This is a genomic window from Bacteroides sp. f07 (genome assembly GCF_042854785.1).
In the GTDB taxonomy this organism is placed as follows: domain Bacteria; phylum Bacteroidota; class Bacteroidia; order Bacteroidales; family Bacteroidaceae; genus Bacteroides.
The window spans coordinates 2,386,585-2,404,341 of sequence record NZ_BAABXI010000001.1; the positions used below are offsets into that span (position 1 = coordinate 2,386,585).

Genomic DNA, 17,757 nt, shown 5'->3' on the forward strand with positions numbered 1-17,757 from the left:
AAAGAGGCAAAGCGGATAAAAGTATCACTACTTTCACCCGCTCCTGACCTAACCTAAACTTGACCTAATATTACAATTCTAATGATAACTGATTATTAGAGAACATTTTTATTCATGTTTCAACCATTCTTTCGGAAGAACCGTCTTTTCACCTTTATCGTTTACCAATTCCATTTGCAGCACACCGCCATTGCAATCGAAGTAACGTACTTCCATCGGATGCAATCCGGCCTTCAATGCTTTCTGCACGATAATCTCTACCGGAGAATGTGCACCATCGTTATCTCCTAGCAACTCGCCATCGAGCTTCAATGTGCTACCGTCGTCCGAGAGAAGAGCAAATGTATAAATGCCGTCGGCAGGAACTTCGAGATAGCCGGTCAGCACCAGTCCGATGTCTCCCTTCACTTCTTCGGGAATAGATACGGATTCTACAATGTACTCTCCTTTTACAGGAGCCGCGTCAATATCCGCACAGAGATTTCCGCGGAAGTCGTGCCATACAGCTTTCAGTCCGGGTTGTAAAGAAGCCGGTGTTGTTGCTGCTTCCGCATAAGGGGCTTTGATATATTTTGTACGTACCACGTCCGAAGGAGAACCGTCCTTGCGGAAAGTACGGAAAGTAAAATCCGTTGTTTCCTTTACTTTCAGGGCACCGTCATAAAGAGACGATTTCCTGGTAGGCATACTTCCATCCGTTGTATAGCGGATTTCAGTGTCCGGCAACGGACAAGTCAAATTCACCGTAGCATCATCAATAAATGCGTTCACCTTATAAAATCCCTGCAAATCGGGGATACGGTAATTTACTCCCATCACATCCATACGTTTGAATTGCGGAACAAGCTGACAGTAGAATTCTTCTAGTCCCGGTTTGGCTGCCGGCTCTGCCCAGGCTATTTCGCTCAATGCCATCATACGGGGAACAATCAAGTATTCAACGCGCTTCATCGTCGGAACCCATTCCGCCCAAAGATTGGCCTGTACACCCCAGATATATTCTTTCTGTTCCGGTGACAGTCTGTCATCCGCATATGGGTCGAATGCCAGTATTTTCTTAACCGAATTCTGGTCTTGAGCATAGTCGAAGTAGAAATATTCGTTCGGGCAGGCAATCACTTTTTGTTGTTGCGTTGTTGCCGTAGGCAGTGCATCCTTCGCCCAACTTCTCCACCATGTAATGGCAGCGTCCGAAGATAATCCGTCCTTCACCACTTCATCCCAGCCTACGAGTTTCTTTCCATTGGCATGGAAGAATTTTTCCATATCACGTACGAACCATGCTTGAAGTTCTTCCACCGAACCCAATTTCTCTGTGCGGATACGTTTCTGGCAACGAGGACATTTCTTCCAATTATTCTTTTCCACTTCGTCTCCACCCATATGTACATACTGATAAGGAAAAAGTTCGAAGACTTCCTTGAAGACATTCCGGCAGAACTCCAAAGTCTCATCTTTACCCGGACAGATGGGAGAAGAGAATATCTCTCCCCACCCAATCAGTCCGTCGCAAGCTAAATCAGGATACTGGCTGATAGCTGCCAGAAAATGCCCCGGCATATCAATCTCAGGAATCACATCAATCCCTCTCTGTGCGGCATATGCCACTATCTCTTTAATATCATCGTGTGTGTAATAACCACCATACAACGTGTCGCCCTCTACAATGCGTATCTTGTCCTCAGGAATCTGAAAATCCGTATTATCTTCCTCTATCGCACGCTCCATGCAAGTACGGTCGTGCGTATTGAATTTCCTCCATGCCCCTTTTTCAGTCAGCAGCGGATATTTTTCAATCTCGATGCGCCACCCCTGGTCGTCAGTGAGATGCCAGTGGAATTTGTTCAGTTTGTATAAAGACATCAAGTCCAATATATGTTTTACTTCCTCTTTATTCCAAAAGTGGCGGGAAGCGTCCAACATAAATCCGCGCCATTCAAAGCGAGGTGAGTCTTCTATCTGTACGGCAGGAATGGAGTAAGTCCGCTTCACACCCTGTATTTCCACCTCAGCGGGAAGTAACTGACGAATAGTGGTAATAGCGGAAATAATACCCGAATAGTCATTAGCTTCTACTTGAATAAATTCGGGTGTGGACTGAAGCTTGTAAGAACCGGGCTTCCCGCCGGTATTCTCCAATTGGAAGTAGACATCCACCTGATTTTTATCAGCAGTGACTTCTACAGAAGACGATACTACGTTTCGAAGAATCTCCTGCAAGTAACCGACTGCCGGAAAGAGTGACTGGTCGGATACTCCAATCTTCATTTCATCTTTAAAAACGAAAGCGCCCGACTGCTCGGTCAGACTTACAGGGGTAGGCAAAATTGCAACTTCTTGCTTGACAACAGATGTGCAAGCAGAAAACGCACAAGCTGATACAATCAGTAGAGAGATACTTAGTTGTTTGAACATGGGTTAACTATATTAATAAATTAATTGTCCTGTTCACTAGTGTCCCGTTAAAATCGGGACGAGTTATTAATTAATCAAATAATCCCGGAATAAGGGGATTAAATTGTTCTTTGACATCATTGAAATTAGTCTTATTAAACAGCTCTTGTAAAGGCGTTTTATCTGTTAATGAGATGCTAAGAATCTGCAAGACCTCATAAGTTGAACGATTCAGTTGCATATCATATTGGACAATAGCTACTAAACAATAGGTGATGATAGCAACACTAATCTGTATTCGAACCGCATTCTCGGTAGTACCCCAGAACCTTTTTATCTTAAGGTGTTGTTTCAGCCATTTGAAGAAAAGTTCCACGAACCATCTTTTCTTATAAAGATTGGCAACATCAAGTGCAGATATGTGTTTGGCATTCGTCAGGAATGTGAATTCACGATCATCCTCTTCATCATAGAAACGGATGACTCTGAATGATTCAGGATACTTCTTTTCAGAAGTGTACCCTATCAGTTTCACTTCCGCATCTGAAAGGATATTCTTCGGCATTCTACGCTTCCATTTACAGAACTTGCATTTCAGATTAGACTTCGCTCTGACTACAAAGAAAGAACCTGTAAGATGAATCCGATAAAGTTCTTTAAACGAGTCATACGCTCTGTCAAATATATAATAAGCATTTGGCTCATAATTAATTGCGGACATTTCTGTTGAATCATGCCTGGATGCTGTAGTTACTGTATAAAAGGCTGGAAGTTGTGCTTCTATGTCATAAAGGACATGAGCCTTAACTCCACCTTTTTTCTTACGGAACTTCGCCCAAGGGAATGTAGCCAAACATAAAGGAATCGTAGTGGAATCAAACGCATACTTCCTTCCTGGAATATCCAAGATGTGAGTCGATCGTTTTTCACATGCTTCCTTCATCATATAGAAAGCAAAATCTTCGAAGATTCTGTAATCCCGATTCTGATTGGCAGATGCAAGCGTAGTTTTGGCAATGGGCTCACGACCCAATCCCAAATGATAACGCTTTCCTTGATGTGCTTCCAAAGCTACAATCAAGTCACGAAGACTTTCACGATTACTGAGTTGACCGAACATCATTGCAAGTAACTGACTCCAGCAAGTGAAATGTTTCACATAACGATTGCCATCATACTTGTCTACAAGTCTTCTGAACTTATCATTGTTCAAGAATTCTACTAACTGAGCGAAAACATATTTATCTTGGTTCATTTGAGGTCACCTTAATTGACCTCAAAGGTATGATTTCAAATCGTCGCGCCTAAAAAGTAGTATCTAATAGACTATATTTCAATTATTTCAAAGAACTATTTATCCACTTTTACGGGACAGTAATGTGTCCTGTTTTTAATTGGCCATCTATATATAATACAACTAAAACAGGTAAACTACTAAAAGAGAATGAAAAGTTTTTTGTATCCCGGATTCACAAATTGCTATAAATGATTATCTTTGAACCCAATTATCACAACAAATAAGGATAAAGACCCGCTTAAATGTCAAGAGAAAATATCTTAATCAAAACCTCATGGATTAGCACCATCGGCAATGCAATCCTGTCTGCATCAAAAATCATTATTGGTTTGTTAGCCGGAAGTCTGGCTGTACTTGGAGATGGTATCGATTCGGCAACGGATGTAATCATCTCTATCGTCATGATTTTCACGGCACGGGTCATCAGCCGTCCGCCTTCAAAAAAGTATGTGTTCGGCTATGAGAAAGCAGAAGGCATCGCGACCAAGATTCTGTCGCTTGTGATATTTTATGCCGGTATGCAAATGCTACTGTCGTCCGTCACAAGCATCTTTTCGGATGAAGTGAAAGAAATCCCATCGGCTATCGCCATTTATGTGACTATATTCTCTATTGTCGGCAAACTGCTGCTGGCTTCGTATCAATACAAACAGGGAAAGAAAATAGACAGTTCGATGCTGACGGCAAATGCGATAAATATGCGTAATGATGTTGTCATTTCGGCAGGAGTCTTATTAGGCTTGCTTTTCACTTTTATATTCAAATTACCCATACTCGATGCGATAACGGGATTAATTATCAGTCTCTTTATCATCAAATCGTCCATCGGAATTTTTCTTGATTCAAATGTGGAGCTTATGGATGGAGTTAAAGATGTCAATGTATATAATAAGATATTCGAAGCTGTCGAGAAAGTACCGGGAGCAAGTAATCCACACCGGGTCAGGTCGAGAATGATAGGAAACCGGTATATAATCACACTCGATATAGAGGTAAATCCGCATATAACGATTACACAAGCACATGAGATTGCCGGAGCGGTGGAGAAAAGTATCGAAAGCTCGATAGACAATGTCTATGATATTTTGGTGCATGTGGAACCTGCGGGAGAATGCCAGACGGATGAGAAATTTGGCGTGGACAAGGATATGGTCTGATGCGGCTATACCTTGATATTTTTCGTCTCACCTTTCTCTTTCATTTAACACCGACTCTCTGAAACCACTTGATACATAGTACTAAAAAAAATGGTGACAGGTTGTATGCAACCCATCACCACCCGAAAAAAAATAATTATTAATAACTAATCTTCACCCCGGCAAAGAAGCTTCTCGGCAACGAAGGACCATAGATATAGCCCGAATCACGGTCGGGTCCTTGATCGAAGTCATTCTGATAAGCGTTGAAAATATTCTGTATTCCGGCGTTCACCTGCAAGTTCATTGACTTATAAAGTTTGAAGTCATAGGCAGCTTTCAGTCCGATGTCGAAAAAGTCTTTCGTATTTACCGCAATCGGCTTATCAAGGAATCCAGGCACGACTTCGTGAGGAATCAACATTGAACCGGTATATGTACCGGAAAGAGCGATAGACAACGGTTTGACCGGAGTATATGTCGCAGTGAAATAACCATAAGTATTCGGTGTACGCATCATTTTCTTTACTGCCGGCGCATCCGGATTCCATTCATGAGGTTCACTATAATGGCTTTGCTGCAAAGTGACTCCTGCTTGAATCTGGAATTTGCTCAGATAGGCCATCTTTCCTTCCAACGTAAATCCCATTACCCGCGCCCCCGGTGCATTATAACGGGTACGTGTCAGAATGCCATCCACTACTTCTCCATCAGTGAGAGCAAAGACATCGGATAATTTGGTATAAAAACCCTCCACGAGGAAGTTTACCTGGAATGCACCAAAACGCTGGTAAATATCTGCAGAAACGCTCAGACTCTGCGACCTTTCTTCTTTCAGGTTATCAGCAAGTTCAACCATTGCCACATTACCCCCTACGTTCTCGACGTGCAAATCCTCATCGAAAGCCTGTGGAGCACGGAAACCGGAAGAATAACTTAAACGAAGATTGATATCTTTAGTCGGATTGAATCGCAGATTGGCACGAGGGCTGAAAATGAGATGATCTATCAGATTATGCTTGTCAAAACGACCACCAATCAGGAATCCCCAATGTTCATTCTTCCATTCATTCTGCAGGAAAGCACTACCGATATTTACTTTCTGGTCTACTGTGCGGTTGTATCCCCACATATTATCTTCCAGTTTGTCCTGATTAAATTCTACTCCGGCAGTAAAGTCGGAAGGCATGAAAATACATTTACCGAAACTGTACACATACTGTGAGCCTGCCATCCAGTTTAAGTCCGTTGTATTTCCATAAGCATTCAAGTCTTGTCCGCCGCCATAATAGCTGTCGCGGTTGATATGCTGTGCGGAAGCGAATACGTTGAAACGATGTTTTTCATTAGGTGAAAAATAATCGAATTTCACGCCACCGCCATTAATAGAATGTTCTGTTTGTTCGGCTACATTCGCTTCATGAGGCGGGCGGTTCAGCAAGTCTCCTCCCCTACGGAATTCTTCCATGTGGTGATATTCGAAAGTCAGTTTTGAATAAGTACTTGTCTTCAGGAAAGAACGGAAACCGACGGTCTGTCCATGTATTTTAGGGATTTCAGAGTATCCGTCTCCATCATGGTCATATGCGGAACGATGACGATTCTGACCAAAGATATATAAACCGGCACGCTGGTCCTCCGTCACAAGTGAAGCATTCAGTGCCGTACTGTTATCGAAAGCATCTCCGTCACCAATCCCCGTAATCGTATGAGACAACATACCCGAATTACGAATCGGCTCTTTGGTGATGATATTGATCGTACCCGCAATAGCAGACGAACCGAACAATGCCGAACCACCGCCACGCATCACTTCTACACGCTCTATCATACTGGCAGGAATCTGCTCGATGCCATATACACCGGAAAGCGCACTGAAAATAGGACGAGAGTCCAACAGAATTTGTGTATAAGGCCCGTCCAGTCCGTTGATACGCACTTGCTGAAAGCCGCAATTCTGGCAATTGGATTCTACACGTACTCCCGGCTGAAAACTCAACCCTTGTGCTAAAGTCGTCGAGTTGGTATTCTCAAAGATTTTCAAATCAACCACATTCACCAATGTCGGTGCCAAACGACGAGTCGTTTCATTACGGTTGGCAGAAACTACCACGCCATCCAATGCCACTGCGTCTTCTTCTATTTCAAAATCCTCTTCCAAGGTACGTCCCTTTTTCAAGGTTACATTCCGCCTTACCGTTTTATAACCGACAGAACTTACTTCGAGCACGAAATTCCCTTCGGGAAGATTCTTCAAAAAGTAATGTCCGGTAGCATCAGTTACGGTTCCGATGGTAGTACCCTTCAATGCCACTGTGATATATGGCAGATGCTCCTTCGTGTTTTTGTCAAGGATATGACCGATAATGTTAGCATCCGATTTACGTAATTCCGGATGATTAGGATGTTCATGGGCTTGTCCTCCGAGAGCAGGCAACAGTGCACAACACAAGTAGACAAGCGAAAAGATATATTTCTTCATTTTTCGTTTGTAATTCGTTCTTCGTTAAGTATTCACATGAAAAAGCAAATAATATCCTACCTCGAACAAGGCAGAATGTCATCAGTTAAATAGCGAAAAAACGAAATGCGGGCGGAGCGCGGAGTGCAATCACTCCATGATAAGGAGAACGAAAATGTGTATGCTGCAGACAGCCGAGCAACAGACACAATAAAAAAGGAATAAAAAGGGAAAGAGCAAATACAACAGCCGCACCGTCCGCCATCAAATGAGACAGGAGATGAATATGTATCAGTTCGACTGTTGAATGCTGATGTGCCGCCCCTTTCTTAAACGGATGTGAATGCACGATTGTCACGCCGTTGACCACATGCACGTGGGCAAAGAATGTAAGACTTGCCAGATACGACACAAAGAGTATCGGCAAGAAACAGCGCATGATATTCAATAACAATCGTTTCACCTCATTTTTACTTTGGGACGGCAAAGATACAAACTATTTGTTTAACAATCAATGCTTCTACGGAGTACTGTTAATATACAGCCGAAGCTATCACTTGTATAAACAGGATCAGGAATACCATAGCAATCGGATAAACGGTCGCATATGCCACGCTGGGGATATTACTGTCTACCATCGAATCGGCGGCAGCCAAGCCGGGTGTACTGGTCATACCACCGGTAATGGTTCCCAATAAATCGAGCAAACTGATCTTGAACACCAGGCGTCCGACAATAGTTGCAATAAGCATCGGCACCAAAGTAATGGCAGCCCCTACTCCGAACATCAGCAATCCGCTTTCCTGAAAAGTGGCTACGAGATTCTTGCCGGCGGAAGTTCCGACTTCGGCCAGGAAAAGAAGCAGACCTAACTGGCGCAGCAACTGATTGGCAGGCCCCGACATCGACCAGATGACAGGCCCGGTCTTACCAACAGCACTCAGTACAAGGGCTACCATCAGGACTCCCCCGGTCAATCCCGGCGAGAATGACAGGCTTTCGGAAAAAGAGATATTTATTTTACCGAACAATACTCCCAGTACAATACCCATTGCAATCGGGAAGAAATCAGTATCAGAAAGTTTCTTTGCATTGTTACCCAATAGTCTGGCTACTCCTTTGATCCCTTCTTTTTCACCGACTACCATCAGTTTATCACCAAATTTCAAAGCCAAATCGGGAGATGGGGACAGGTCGATACCGCTTCGCCGAACACGGGTTACCGTACAACCGAAATTCTTCTGCAAATTCAAATCTCCAAGCTGCTTGTTAATCATATCTTTTTTGGTGAGCAACAAAGATTCTATTTCCTGTGTCTTATCCAAAGGAAGCTCTCCTTCTTCACGATCACCGACTAATAGAGCTAGTTGATTCAACGATTCTTCACTACCTACTGCCTGAATATAGTCTCCCTCGTGCAATACTGTATGAGCGGTAGGAATGGATATTTCATCTTTATGCTTCAAACGGGAAATAACAGCCCCCGTCATGGCACGTGCATTGATTTGCATCAGGCTACGGTTGAATACATTCCCGTTGGTAATGCGATAAATACAAGTGCTAAGTTCCGGGAATTGTCCGCGGCGTTCTATTTCCAGACGTCGTGCTTCCTTATCCAAATCCACCCGCATGATTTTAGGCAGCAGTTTGACAAACAAAATCACACCGATAACTCCGAACGGGTACGCAATACCATAAGCTATGGAAGCCAAAGGTGAGTGTGTGCTGTCGATGGCGACGGCCAAACCCGGCGTACTGGTTAGTGCTCCGGCAATCAGGCCTACCACACTGGGTGTGTCGATGTCAAACGCATACTTCAATCCTACTGCTGTGAGACAGGCGGAACAAATGATAAGCATGGTAATAAGGATCAGCGTCTTTCCCTTGCTACGGAAAGAATCGAAAAATCCGGGCCCTGCCTGAATACCGATGGTAAAAATAAAAAGCACCAAACCGAAATTTCCCAGTTCTTTGGGAATGATAACACCAAAGTGCCCGAAAAGAAGCGCGATAAAGATTACCGCCGACACATCAAGAGATAACCCCTTAATTTTAATTCTTCCCAACATAAATCCCAATGCGACAATCAGGAAAAGGGAGAAATAAGAGGAATGCAACAAGTCAATAAACATAAAAATAAAGGTTAGTTAGTTTTAAGGGCGCAAAGGTACGGATTTTATTTCAATCCGCACAACATACCTACATATGATTAATGCTCCAACTCTTTTTCATTTCTTTTGGGTATTTTATCACTTTACACTTCCCTGTAACTTTGCCACCGGAAATTTAATTAATCATTATCTATCAAAATTAAGTATGAAAATCTTAAACTTTTGGATGGTCGCCATTATGGCACTATCATTCTCAACAACATTTGTTTCCTGTAGTGACGACAACGATGATACAAATCTCGCAAAAGAAATTGCCGGCATTTACAATGGATATTCAGTCGGTGAATGTAATATGTTCTCTGATTATTTATTGGGCAATCAATCTACCGTAACAATTACCGCCAACGAAAACGGTACCATCAATTTGGTATATAAATCCGGTTCAGGAGATTTCACCCTGAATAATCTGAAATTATCTTCCAAATCATTCAGTGGTTCGGGCGAAGTTGCGATGTCTATGGGTGGTGGCACGGGTAGTAGCTACGATTACACATTAGAAGGTAGTGTAAATGAGTCTAACGTATTAACCTTGAAGGCTAATGTAGACATTCCGGCACCGATGGGAAAGATGGAAATAATATTCATGCAGGGAGAAACCCCGATAACTTATAATATAGCCGCCACCTATCAGTATAACAGTTCATTATCTATCAGTGTTATGGGTTCATCCTACGGTTCGACCAATGACTGCAAGGCTGTTATCAAACGTGCATCGGATACAACGGCAGACATTACTCTAAGTGGCTTCGCTAATTTGACAGGCGGTGGCGGTAACATGAGTTTAGGTGATTTCACCATCAACGGAGTAAATGTAACAGCCGGAGCAAACGGAACCTATTCACTTAGCTTGGGAGAATATGAATCTACCGACAGCACAGGAAAAGCTATCACAGGAGAAAGCCTGAGCGGTACAGTCGCAGCAGACGGTACAGCTACCATCAACACTGACTTCAAACCAGGCAGTATGCCAATGGCTATTTCCGCAGTCTTTACAGGAAGCAATACAGCAAGTGCAGAATAAACAATCCAAATGAAAGAAATGAGAAGAAGCAGTAACGCTATTTTCAAATATACAATAATGCTGGGAGCGGCTATGTCGCTCTCAGCTTGTAATGGAATATTTGAAAATATTTATGACGCCCCCATCGAAACTGAGATGGAAATCAAAGAAAACAGTTTCTCGCAAGTCAAGACTGTTGAATATACAGAATGGGCATACATTGAGCTATCCAACCGCAAGGTAACGACCGTACCGATCGGGGAAGAATACGAAAGCCAAATTCCCGAGGATTGGGATTTTGCAATTCACCGTTATGATATAAAGACCAACGGTGGCGCTGCCTGCCAGACTAGCTACACAAGTATTGATGACCTGAAAACAAGTGGAAAGCTCCCCGATGAAAAAGACTTTGTAAAAGATGAATGGACGACTGATAAAATAGCTATTGACATGTCGGGCATGATGGATGGAAACATTGTTTACACGGAATCTTACCGTAATGCTGTTTTATCCGGTTGGCTGGATGTGAACACCTCTACAATGCCACCTGTGTACACCATGTCGAACCAGGTCTTTCTGATACGCATGAAAGACAATACATACGCAGCTATCCGTTTCACCAACTACATGAATGCCAGAGGTATAAAAGGATATATTGATTTTGATTTCTCATATCCGCTTGATTTCGACGACAACAACGAAACCAATAACTAAGAATGAAACCTATATTTATTATATCAGCACTGTTTTTTTCCTTTATAGCAACTTGTGCCACATTCGCACAACAATCAACTTATCACATCAGCGGACGTGTAACAGATACAACCGGGGACCCACTTCCCGGTGCTACGATTTCTATCAAAGGAAAAGGAACCGGAACCATCACAACCGCTGACGGTTCATACACTCTCCGATTACCCGAAACAGGTACATATCTTATCACGGCTTCTTACGTGGGTTATCAAACTCAGGAAAAAAGACTAATCGTAGGACGGGAAAAAAAATTAAACTTCTGTTTATCGGAAGACCAGTTTGACTTGGGAACCGTAGTAGTGACAGGTACACGTACCCCCAAACTGCTGAAAGACGCTCCTATCATCACCCGCGTAATCACGGCAGATGATATCAAGAAAGTAGACGCAACCAATGTAGGACAATTATTACAGTCCGAACTGCCGGGAATTGAATTTTCTTATTCAATGGACCAGCAGGTTTCTATCAATATGCAGGGATTTGGCGGCAATTCAGTACTCTTCCTTGTAGATGGCGAACGGCTGGCAGGTGAAACTCTAAATAACGTCGACTACAACCGACTGAACCTCGACAACGTGGAACGGGTGGAAATCGTCAAAGGAGCGGCATCTACCCTGTATGGTTCAAGCGCAGTGGGTGGAGTAATTAATATTATTACCCGTGAATCCGAAGATGCATGGAACCTAAACTTAAACAGCCGCTTCGGGGAACATAACGACCAGCGATATGGCGGAACTTTCAGCTTCAAAGCCGGAAAGTTCAATAGCCAGACGAATGTACAGCATACGGTATCCGACTCTTACGACGTGCCGGAAGGAGATGTCACGACTATCTTCGGCAACCGTACATGGAACGTAAAAGAACGTCTTGTGTACAAACCGTCCGACCAACTCAAACTGACGGCCCGCGGTGGATATTATTTCCGCGAACGGGACAAGACAGGTGATAGCAAGGACCGTTATCGTGATTTCAACGGCGGGCTGAAAGCCAACTATGACTTCAATGTCATGAGTAACCTGGAAGTTGCCTACACATTCGACCAATACGATAAAAGCGACTATCTGACTTCATATAAATATGATATACGTGATTATAGCAACGTACAACATAGTGTACGGGCACTTTACAATTATACATTCAATGACAAGAATATCCTGACCGTAGGCGGAGATTATATGCGCGACTATCTGTTGTCGTATCAATTCACGGATAACGGAAGCCATACGATGCACTCGGCAGATGCATTCGGTCAATTCGACTGGAACCCGACTGAACATTTCAACGTGATTAGCGGTGTACGCTTTGACTACTTCTCACAATCCAGTGTGCGCCACGTCTCACCGCATATCGGATTAATGTATAAAATAGCCAATTGCTCGCTCCGTGGTTCGTACTCACAGGGCTTCCGCTCTCCTACACTCAAAGAAATGTACATGAATTTCGATATGGCGAACGCTATGATGATTTACGGTAATCCCGACCTGCAATCGGAAACGAGCCATAACTTCTCGCTCTCTGCCGAATATACCAAAAGCCGTTACAACTTCACCGTATCAGGATACTACAATCTGGTCAATGACCGGATTGACCTGACTTCTTTTCGTGATACGGACGGAAGATGGGCACAACTATATATCAATACGGAGAAAGTGGACATCGCCGGTGTAGATATCAATGCTTCCGCCAAATATCCCTGCGGATTGGGAGTGCGCGTTTCTTACGGATACGTCCACGAGTTTATGCGTGATGGCCAAATGAAGTTCTCCAGCACTCGCCCACATTCTGCGACAGCACGTATCGAATATGGCAAATCGTGGAATAACTACCAATTCAACCTCTCGTTGAACGGTCGCGCCTTATCCAAGGTGGAAACAAATAAATATGTCGGAAACAACCCGGATGAAGGAACTACCGGAGTAAGTTATCCCGGCTACACAATGTGGAACTTAACTTTAACACAAGGTATCTGGAAAGGAATCAGTCTCAATATGGCTGTCAACAATATATTCAATTATATCCCCAGCTATTATGATGCAAATTCTCCCTATACCCTGGGAACTAATATTTCTATCGGACTGACATTAGACGTAGACCGGTTCTTCAAATAAGAAAAAATAAAACTACATACAAAGCTAAAAATAAAATGAAAAAGAAAAGTAAAATCATCTTAGGCGTGTGTATTGTCGCAGCCGTCCTGATAGGCATATCTATCTGGAACGCCTGGTTCAGCGCCACAAAGATTGCTTTCGTCAACTTCCAGACCATACAGCAGGGAAGCATATCGAAAGCCAACGATAACTCATCTATCAAACTCAGTGAAGTGTCTCTCGACAATCTGGACCGCCTGACGGGTTATGACATGGTATTTGTCAACGGCATGGGCTTGCGTATTGTCGAGGAGCAACGTCAGCAAATACAGCAGGCAGCGGACAAAGGCGTGCCCGTATATACTTCCATGGCAACAAATCCTGCCAACAATATTTGTAATCTTGACAGTGTGCAACAGAATCTGATACGCGGCTATCTGTCGAACGGCGGAAAAACCAACTACCGGAATATGCTGAACTATATCCGCAAGGTGATTGACGGCAAAGCCTCTTCCGTACCGGAAGTGGAAGACCCGGCAGAAAGACCGTCCGACATGCTGTATCATGCCGGACTTACGAACCCAGACGATGAACTGGAATTCCTCACCGTCGCTGACTACGAGAAATTCACGAAAGAGAACAATCTTTATAAAGAGGGGGCAAAGAAAATTATGATTACCGGACAAATGGCGGATGCCACCGGACTGATTAAAGCACTCGAAAAAGAAGGGTACAATGTTTATCCCGTGCAGTCAATGACAAGGTTTATGTCTTTCATCTACAAAATTGAACCGGATGCTATCATCAACATGGCACATGGACGTATGGGCGATAAAATGGTGGATTACCTGAAAGAAAAAAATATCCTGCTATTTGCCCCGCTCACCATCAACAGCCTTGTAGATGAATGGGAAAAAGACCCGATGGGAATGGCAGGCGGATTCATGTCACAGAGCATCGTAACCCCTGAAATCGACGGAGCGGTTCGCCCCTTTGCGTTATTTGCACAATACGAGGACGAAGAAGGATTGCGCCATTCCTACGCCGTCCCCGAACGTTTAAAGACTTTTGTATCTACGATAAACAATTACCTGAATCTGAAAACAAAGGCGAACAATGAGAAAAAGGTGGCTATCTATTATTATAAAGGACCGGGACAGAACGCATTGACCGCTGCCGGAATGGAAGTGGTTCCTTCACTTTACAATCTTCTGGTTCGTATGAAACAGGAAGGATACAACGTATCCGACCTGCCAGCCAATGCCGAAGAACTAGGCAGAATGATACAGGCGCAAGGAGCCGTATTCAATACTTATGCAGAAGGAGCATTCAACGATTTCATGCAGAACGGACACCCCGAGCTGATAACCAAAGAGCAATACGAAAACTGGGTGAAAGAATCGCTCCGCCCAGAGAAATACAAAGAAGTAGTGGATGCTTTCGGTGAGTTCCCCGGAAATTATATGGTGACTCCCGACGGCAAACTGGGGATTGCCCGCCTGCAATTCGGAAATGTCGTCTTACTGCCGCAGAATGCTGCCGGAAGTGGTGATAACTCTTTCCAGGTAGTGCATGGCACGGACATGGCTCCGCCACACACCTATATCGCTTCATACCTGTGGATGCAACACGGCTTCAAAGCCGACGCTCTTATCCATTTCGGTACGCATGGCAGCCTTGAATTCACTCCAAGAAAACAAGTGGCATTGTGCAGCAATGACTGGCCCGACCGTTTGGTAGGTGCGGTACCTCATTTTTATATCTACTCTATCGGTAATGTAGGAGAAGGCATGATGGCTAAACGCCGTTCTTATGCGACGTTGCAATCTTACCTCACTCCGCCTTTCCTCGAAAGCAGCGTACGCGGCATCTACCGGGAGTTGATGGAGAAGATTAAAATCTATAATAACTCCCAGAAGGAGAATAAAGACCAGGAATCCCTGGCTGTAAAGACGCTGACTGTGAAGATGGGTATCCATCGTGACTTGGGTTTGGACAGCATTGCCGGCAAACCTTATTCGGAAGACGAAATCGCCCGCGTAGAGAACTTTGCCGAAGAGCTCGCTACGGAGAAAATCACAGGACAGCTCTATACCATGGGAGTTCCTTACGAACCGGAACGGATTACTTCGTCCGTCTATGCAATGGCGACAGAGCCTATCGCTTACAGTCTTTTGGCGCTTGACAAGCAACGCGGCAAAGCTACGGATGCCGTCAGCAAGCACCGCAGTCTCTTTACACAACAATATCTGTCTCCTGCCCGTTCATTGGTGGAAAAGCTGATGGCTAATCCTGCATTAGCTACGGATGAACTGATTTGCCGCACCGCAGGAATCACACCGCAGGAACTGGCAAAAGCACGTCAGATAGAAGCCGACCGCAACGCCCCGAAAGGCATGATGGCCATGATGATGGCTGCGGCAGCCAAAAAAGATAATGCAGAAAAAGGAAATGCCGGCAACGGTCATCCTGCTATGGCAGGAAAAGGAAAATCTCCTCATGGCAAAATGCCCGAAGGAATGAAAGAAGCCATGAAGAAAATGGGAGCTGACATGGACCCGAAGAAAGCCATGGAAATGGCTAAATCAATGGGGGCAAGTCCTGAAGCTCTGAAAAAGATGGAAGCCGGAATGAAGGCGAACAAAGAGAAAGCGGAAGCCGCTAACACTTCAGGCAAACCGGAAACTGCAACAGAAAAAAAGGAAAAGCCACAAGGGATGACAGCCATGATGGCCGCTATGGGACAAGCTCCGAAAGAATATAATAAGGAAGAAGTAGAATTCGCATTAGCTGTGAGCGAAGTAGAACGCACCATCAAGAATGTGAATAACTATAAGAGCGCCCTTCTGACAAGCCCTGAAAAAGAACTTGGCAGCCTGATAAATGCCTTGGACGGCGGCTACACCGCCCCTACTCCGGGCGGTGACCCGATAGCGAATCCGAACGCATTGCCTACGGGACGTAATATGTACGCCATCAACGCTGAAGCAACTCCTACGGAGTCTGCCTGGGAAAAGGGTATCGCTCTTGCCAAACAAACGATTGAAACGTATAAACAACGTCACAACGATTCCATACCACGCAAGGTGAGCTATACTTTATGGTCATCCGAATTTATCGAAACCGGGGGTGCTACTATCGCGCAAGTTCTTTATATGTTGGGCGTAGAGCCTGTACGTGATGCTTTCGGTCGTGTCAGTGACTTGAAGTTGATTCCTTCCGCAGAGTTGGGACGCCCGCGTATTGATGTAGTAGTGCAGACTTCCGGACAACTCCGCGACCTTGCCGCTTCCCGCCTGTTCCTAATCAACCGGGCAGTGGAAATGGCTGCCGCTGCCAAAGACGACACGTATGAGAATCAAGTAGCAGCCAGCGTGACAGAGGCCGAACGTGTATTGACGGAAAAAGGATTAAGCCCGAAAGATGCCCGCGAAATATCTACATTCCGTGTATTCGGCGGAGCCAACGGTTCGTATGGTTCGGGTATTCAGGAAATGGTGGAAGCCGGTGACCGCTGGGAGAACGAATCGGAAATTGCCGCAACTTATCTCAACAATATGGGAGCTTACTATGGCAATGAGAAGAATTGGGAAGTCTTTCAGAAATTTGCTTTCGAAGCTGCGTTAACCCGTACAGATGTGGTGGTACAGCCCCGTCAAAGCAATACATGGGGAGCGTTAAGCCTCGACCACGTTTATGAGTTTATGGGTGGAATGAACCTTGCCGTGCGCAATGTGACCGGCAAAGACCCGGATGCTTATCTCAGTGATTATCGCAACCGCAACAATATGAAGATGCAGGAGCTTAAAGAGGCTGTCGGAGTGGAAAGCCGTACAACAATCCTGAATCCCGCCTATATTAAAGAAAAGATGAAAGGCGGAGCTTCCTCAGCCAGTGAATTTGCGGAAGTTATCACAAATACCTATGGATGGAATGTGATGAAACCTGCTGCTATCGACAAAGAGCTTTGGGATAATATCTATAATGTATATGTAAAGGATGAGCTCAACCTAGGAGTAAAGAAATACTTCGAACAGCAGAACCCTGCCGCCCTGGAAGAAATGACAGCCGTCATGCTGGAAAGCGTCCGCAAAGGATTGTGGAAAGCAAGCGAGGAACAAGTAGCAGAGCTGAGCAAACTGCACACGGAAATAGTAAACACCTATCGTCCGTCCTGTTCGGGATTTGTTTGCGACAATGCGAAGCTGCGCGATTTTATCACTTCAAAATCCAACGCGCAAACAGCCGCACAGTATAAAGAGAACATTTCTAAAATCCGTGAAGCCAAGACAAACGGAGAAGATAAAGGAGTGGTGATGAAAAAAGAAGAGATGAACCAGGCTGCGGAACAGCAGACAAATACATTGAGCAATGTAGCCGTAGGCATCGCTGTTATCATCGTCATACTCGCTCTGATACTCTTTGTGCGCAAGCGCCGCAAAAACAGTCAGGTGTAAA

The 17,757-nt window shown here is 44.4% G+C and carries 10 protein-coding genes; 5 read left to right on the forward strand and 5 right to left on the reverse strand.

Going from position 1 to position 17,757, the window contains the following annotated elements; genetic code table 11:
- Positions 1 to 108 precede the first annotated feature (108 nt).
- On the reverse strand, positions 109 to 2,415 hold the full coding sequence (locus ACGHVY_RS09660) for a family 20 glycosylhydrolase (protein ID WP_390598670.1): 2,307 nt from the start codon (positions 2,413 to 2,415) through the stop codon (positions 109 to 111).
- Between the two features lie 70 nt (positions 2,416 to 2,485).
- Positions 2,486 to 3,649 carry an IS4 family transposase gene (locus ACGHVY_RS09665; protein ID WP_002561845.1) on the reverse strand — a complete coding sequence of 388 codons (1,164 nt, stop codon included), beginning with the start codon at positions 3,647 to 3,649 and terminating at the stop codon, positions 2,486 to 2,488.
- A gap of 284 nt (positions 3,650 to 3,933) precedes the next feature.
- Between ACGHVY_RS09665 and ACGHVY_RS09670 the strand changes: the two genes are divergently transcribed.
- The gene (locus ACGHVY_RS09670) at positions 3,934 to 4,848 is read left to right on the forward strand and encodes a cation diffusion facilitator family transporter (RefSeq protein ID WP_390598672.1); all 915 of its coding nucleotides are present in this window, start codon (positions 3,934 to 3,936) and stop codon (positions 4,846 to 4,848) included.
- Between the two features lie 139 nt (positions 4,849 to 4,987).
- On the opposite strand, the gene ACGHVY_RS09675 is transcribed toward ACGHVY_RS09670, so the two are convergent.
- The 3 genes from ACGHVY_RS09675 to ACGHVY_RS09685 form a co-directional block, all read right to left on the reverse strand.
- Positions 4,988 to 7,309, reverse strand: a complete 2,322-nt coding sequence (locus tag ACGHVY_RS09675) for a TonB-dependent receptor domain-containing protein (protein ID WP_390598673.1) — start codon at positions 7,307 to 7,309, stop codon at positions 4,988 to 4,990.
- Positions 7,310 to 7,394: 85 nt separating this feature from the next.
- Complete coding sequence (locus ACGHVY_RS09680) at positions 7,395 to 7,775, reverse strand: hypothetical protein (protein ID WP_308745803.1); 381 nt, start codon at positions 7,773 to 7,775, stop codon at positions 7,395 to 7,397.
- A gap of 46 nt (positions 7,776 to 7,821) precedes the next feature.
- Positions 7,822 to 9,420, reverse strand: a complete 1,599-nt coding sequence (locus ACGHVY_RS09685) for a TrkA C-terminal domain-containing protein (protein ID WP_308745804.1) — start codon at positions 9,418 to 9,420, stop codon at positions 7,822 to 7,824.
- Between the two features lie 184 nt (positions 9,421 to 9,604).
- Here ACGHVY_RS09685 and ACGHVY_RS09690 point away from each other — a divergent pair, with 184 nt between their 5' ends.
- Genes ACGHVY_RS09690 through ACGHVY_RS09705 form a run of 4 tightly spaced genes read left to right on the forward strand, consistent with a single transcriptional unit; the run spans position 9,605 to position 17,756 of the window.
- Positions 9,605 to 10,480: a calycin-like domain-containing protein gene (locus ACGHVY_RS09690; RefSeq protein WP_336617217.1), complete on the forward strand. Its 876-nt coding sequence runs from the start codon at positions 9,605 to 9,607 to the stop codon at positions 10,478 to 10,480.
- Between the two features lie 18 nt (positions 10,481 to 10,498).
- Positions 10,499 to 11,173 carry an HmuY family protein gene (locus ACGHVY_RS09695; protein WP_308745812.1) on the forward strand — a complete coding sequence of 225 codons (675 nt, stop codon included), beginning with the start codon at positions 10,499 to 10,501 and terminating at the stop codon, positions 11,171 to 11,173.
- Positions 11,174 to 11,175: 2 nt separating this feature from the next.
- Positions 11,176 to 13,320, forward strand: coding sequence for a TonB-dependent receptor domain-containing protein (locus ACGHVY_RS09700; protein WP_390598675.1), 2,145 nt, complete (start codon positions 11,176 to 11,178; stop codon positions 13,318 to 13,320).
- A gap of 35 nt (positions 13,321 to 13,355) precedes the next feature.
- Positions 13,356 to 17,756, forward strand: coding sequence for a cobaltochelatase subunit CobN (locus ACGHVY_RS09705; protein WP_390598676.1), 4,401 nt, complete (start codon positions 13,356 to 13,358; stop codon positions 17,754 to 17,756).
- Position 17,757: the final 1 nt, after the last annotated feature.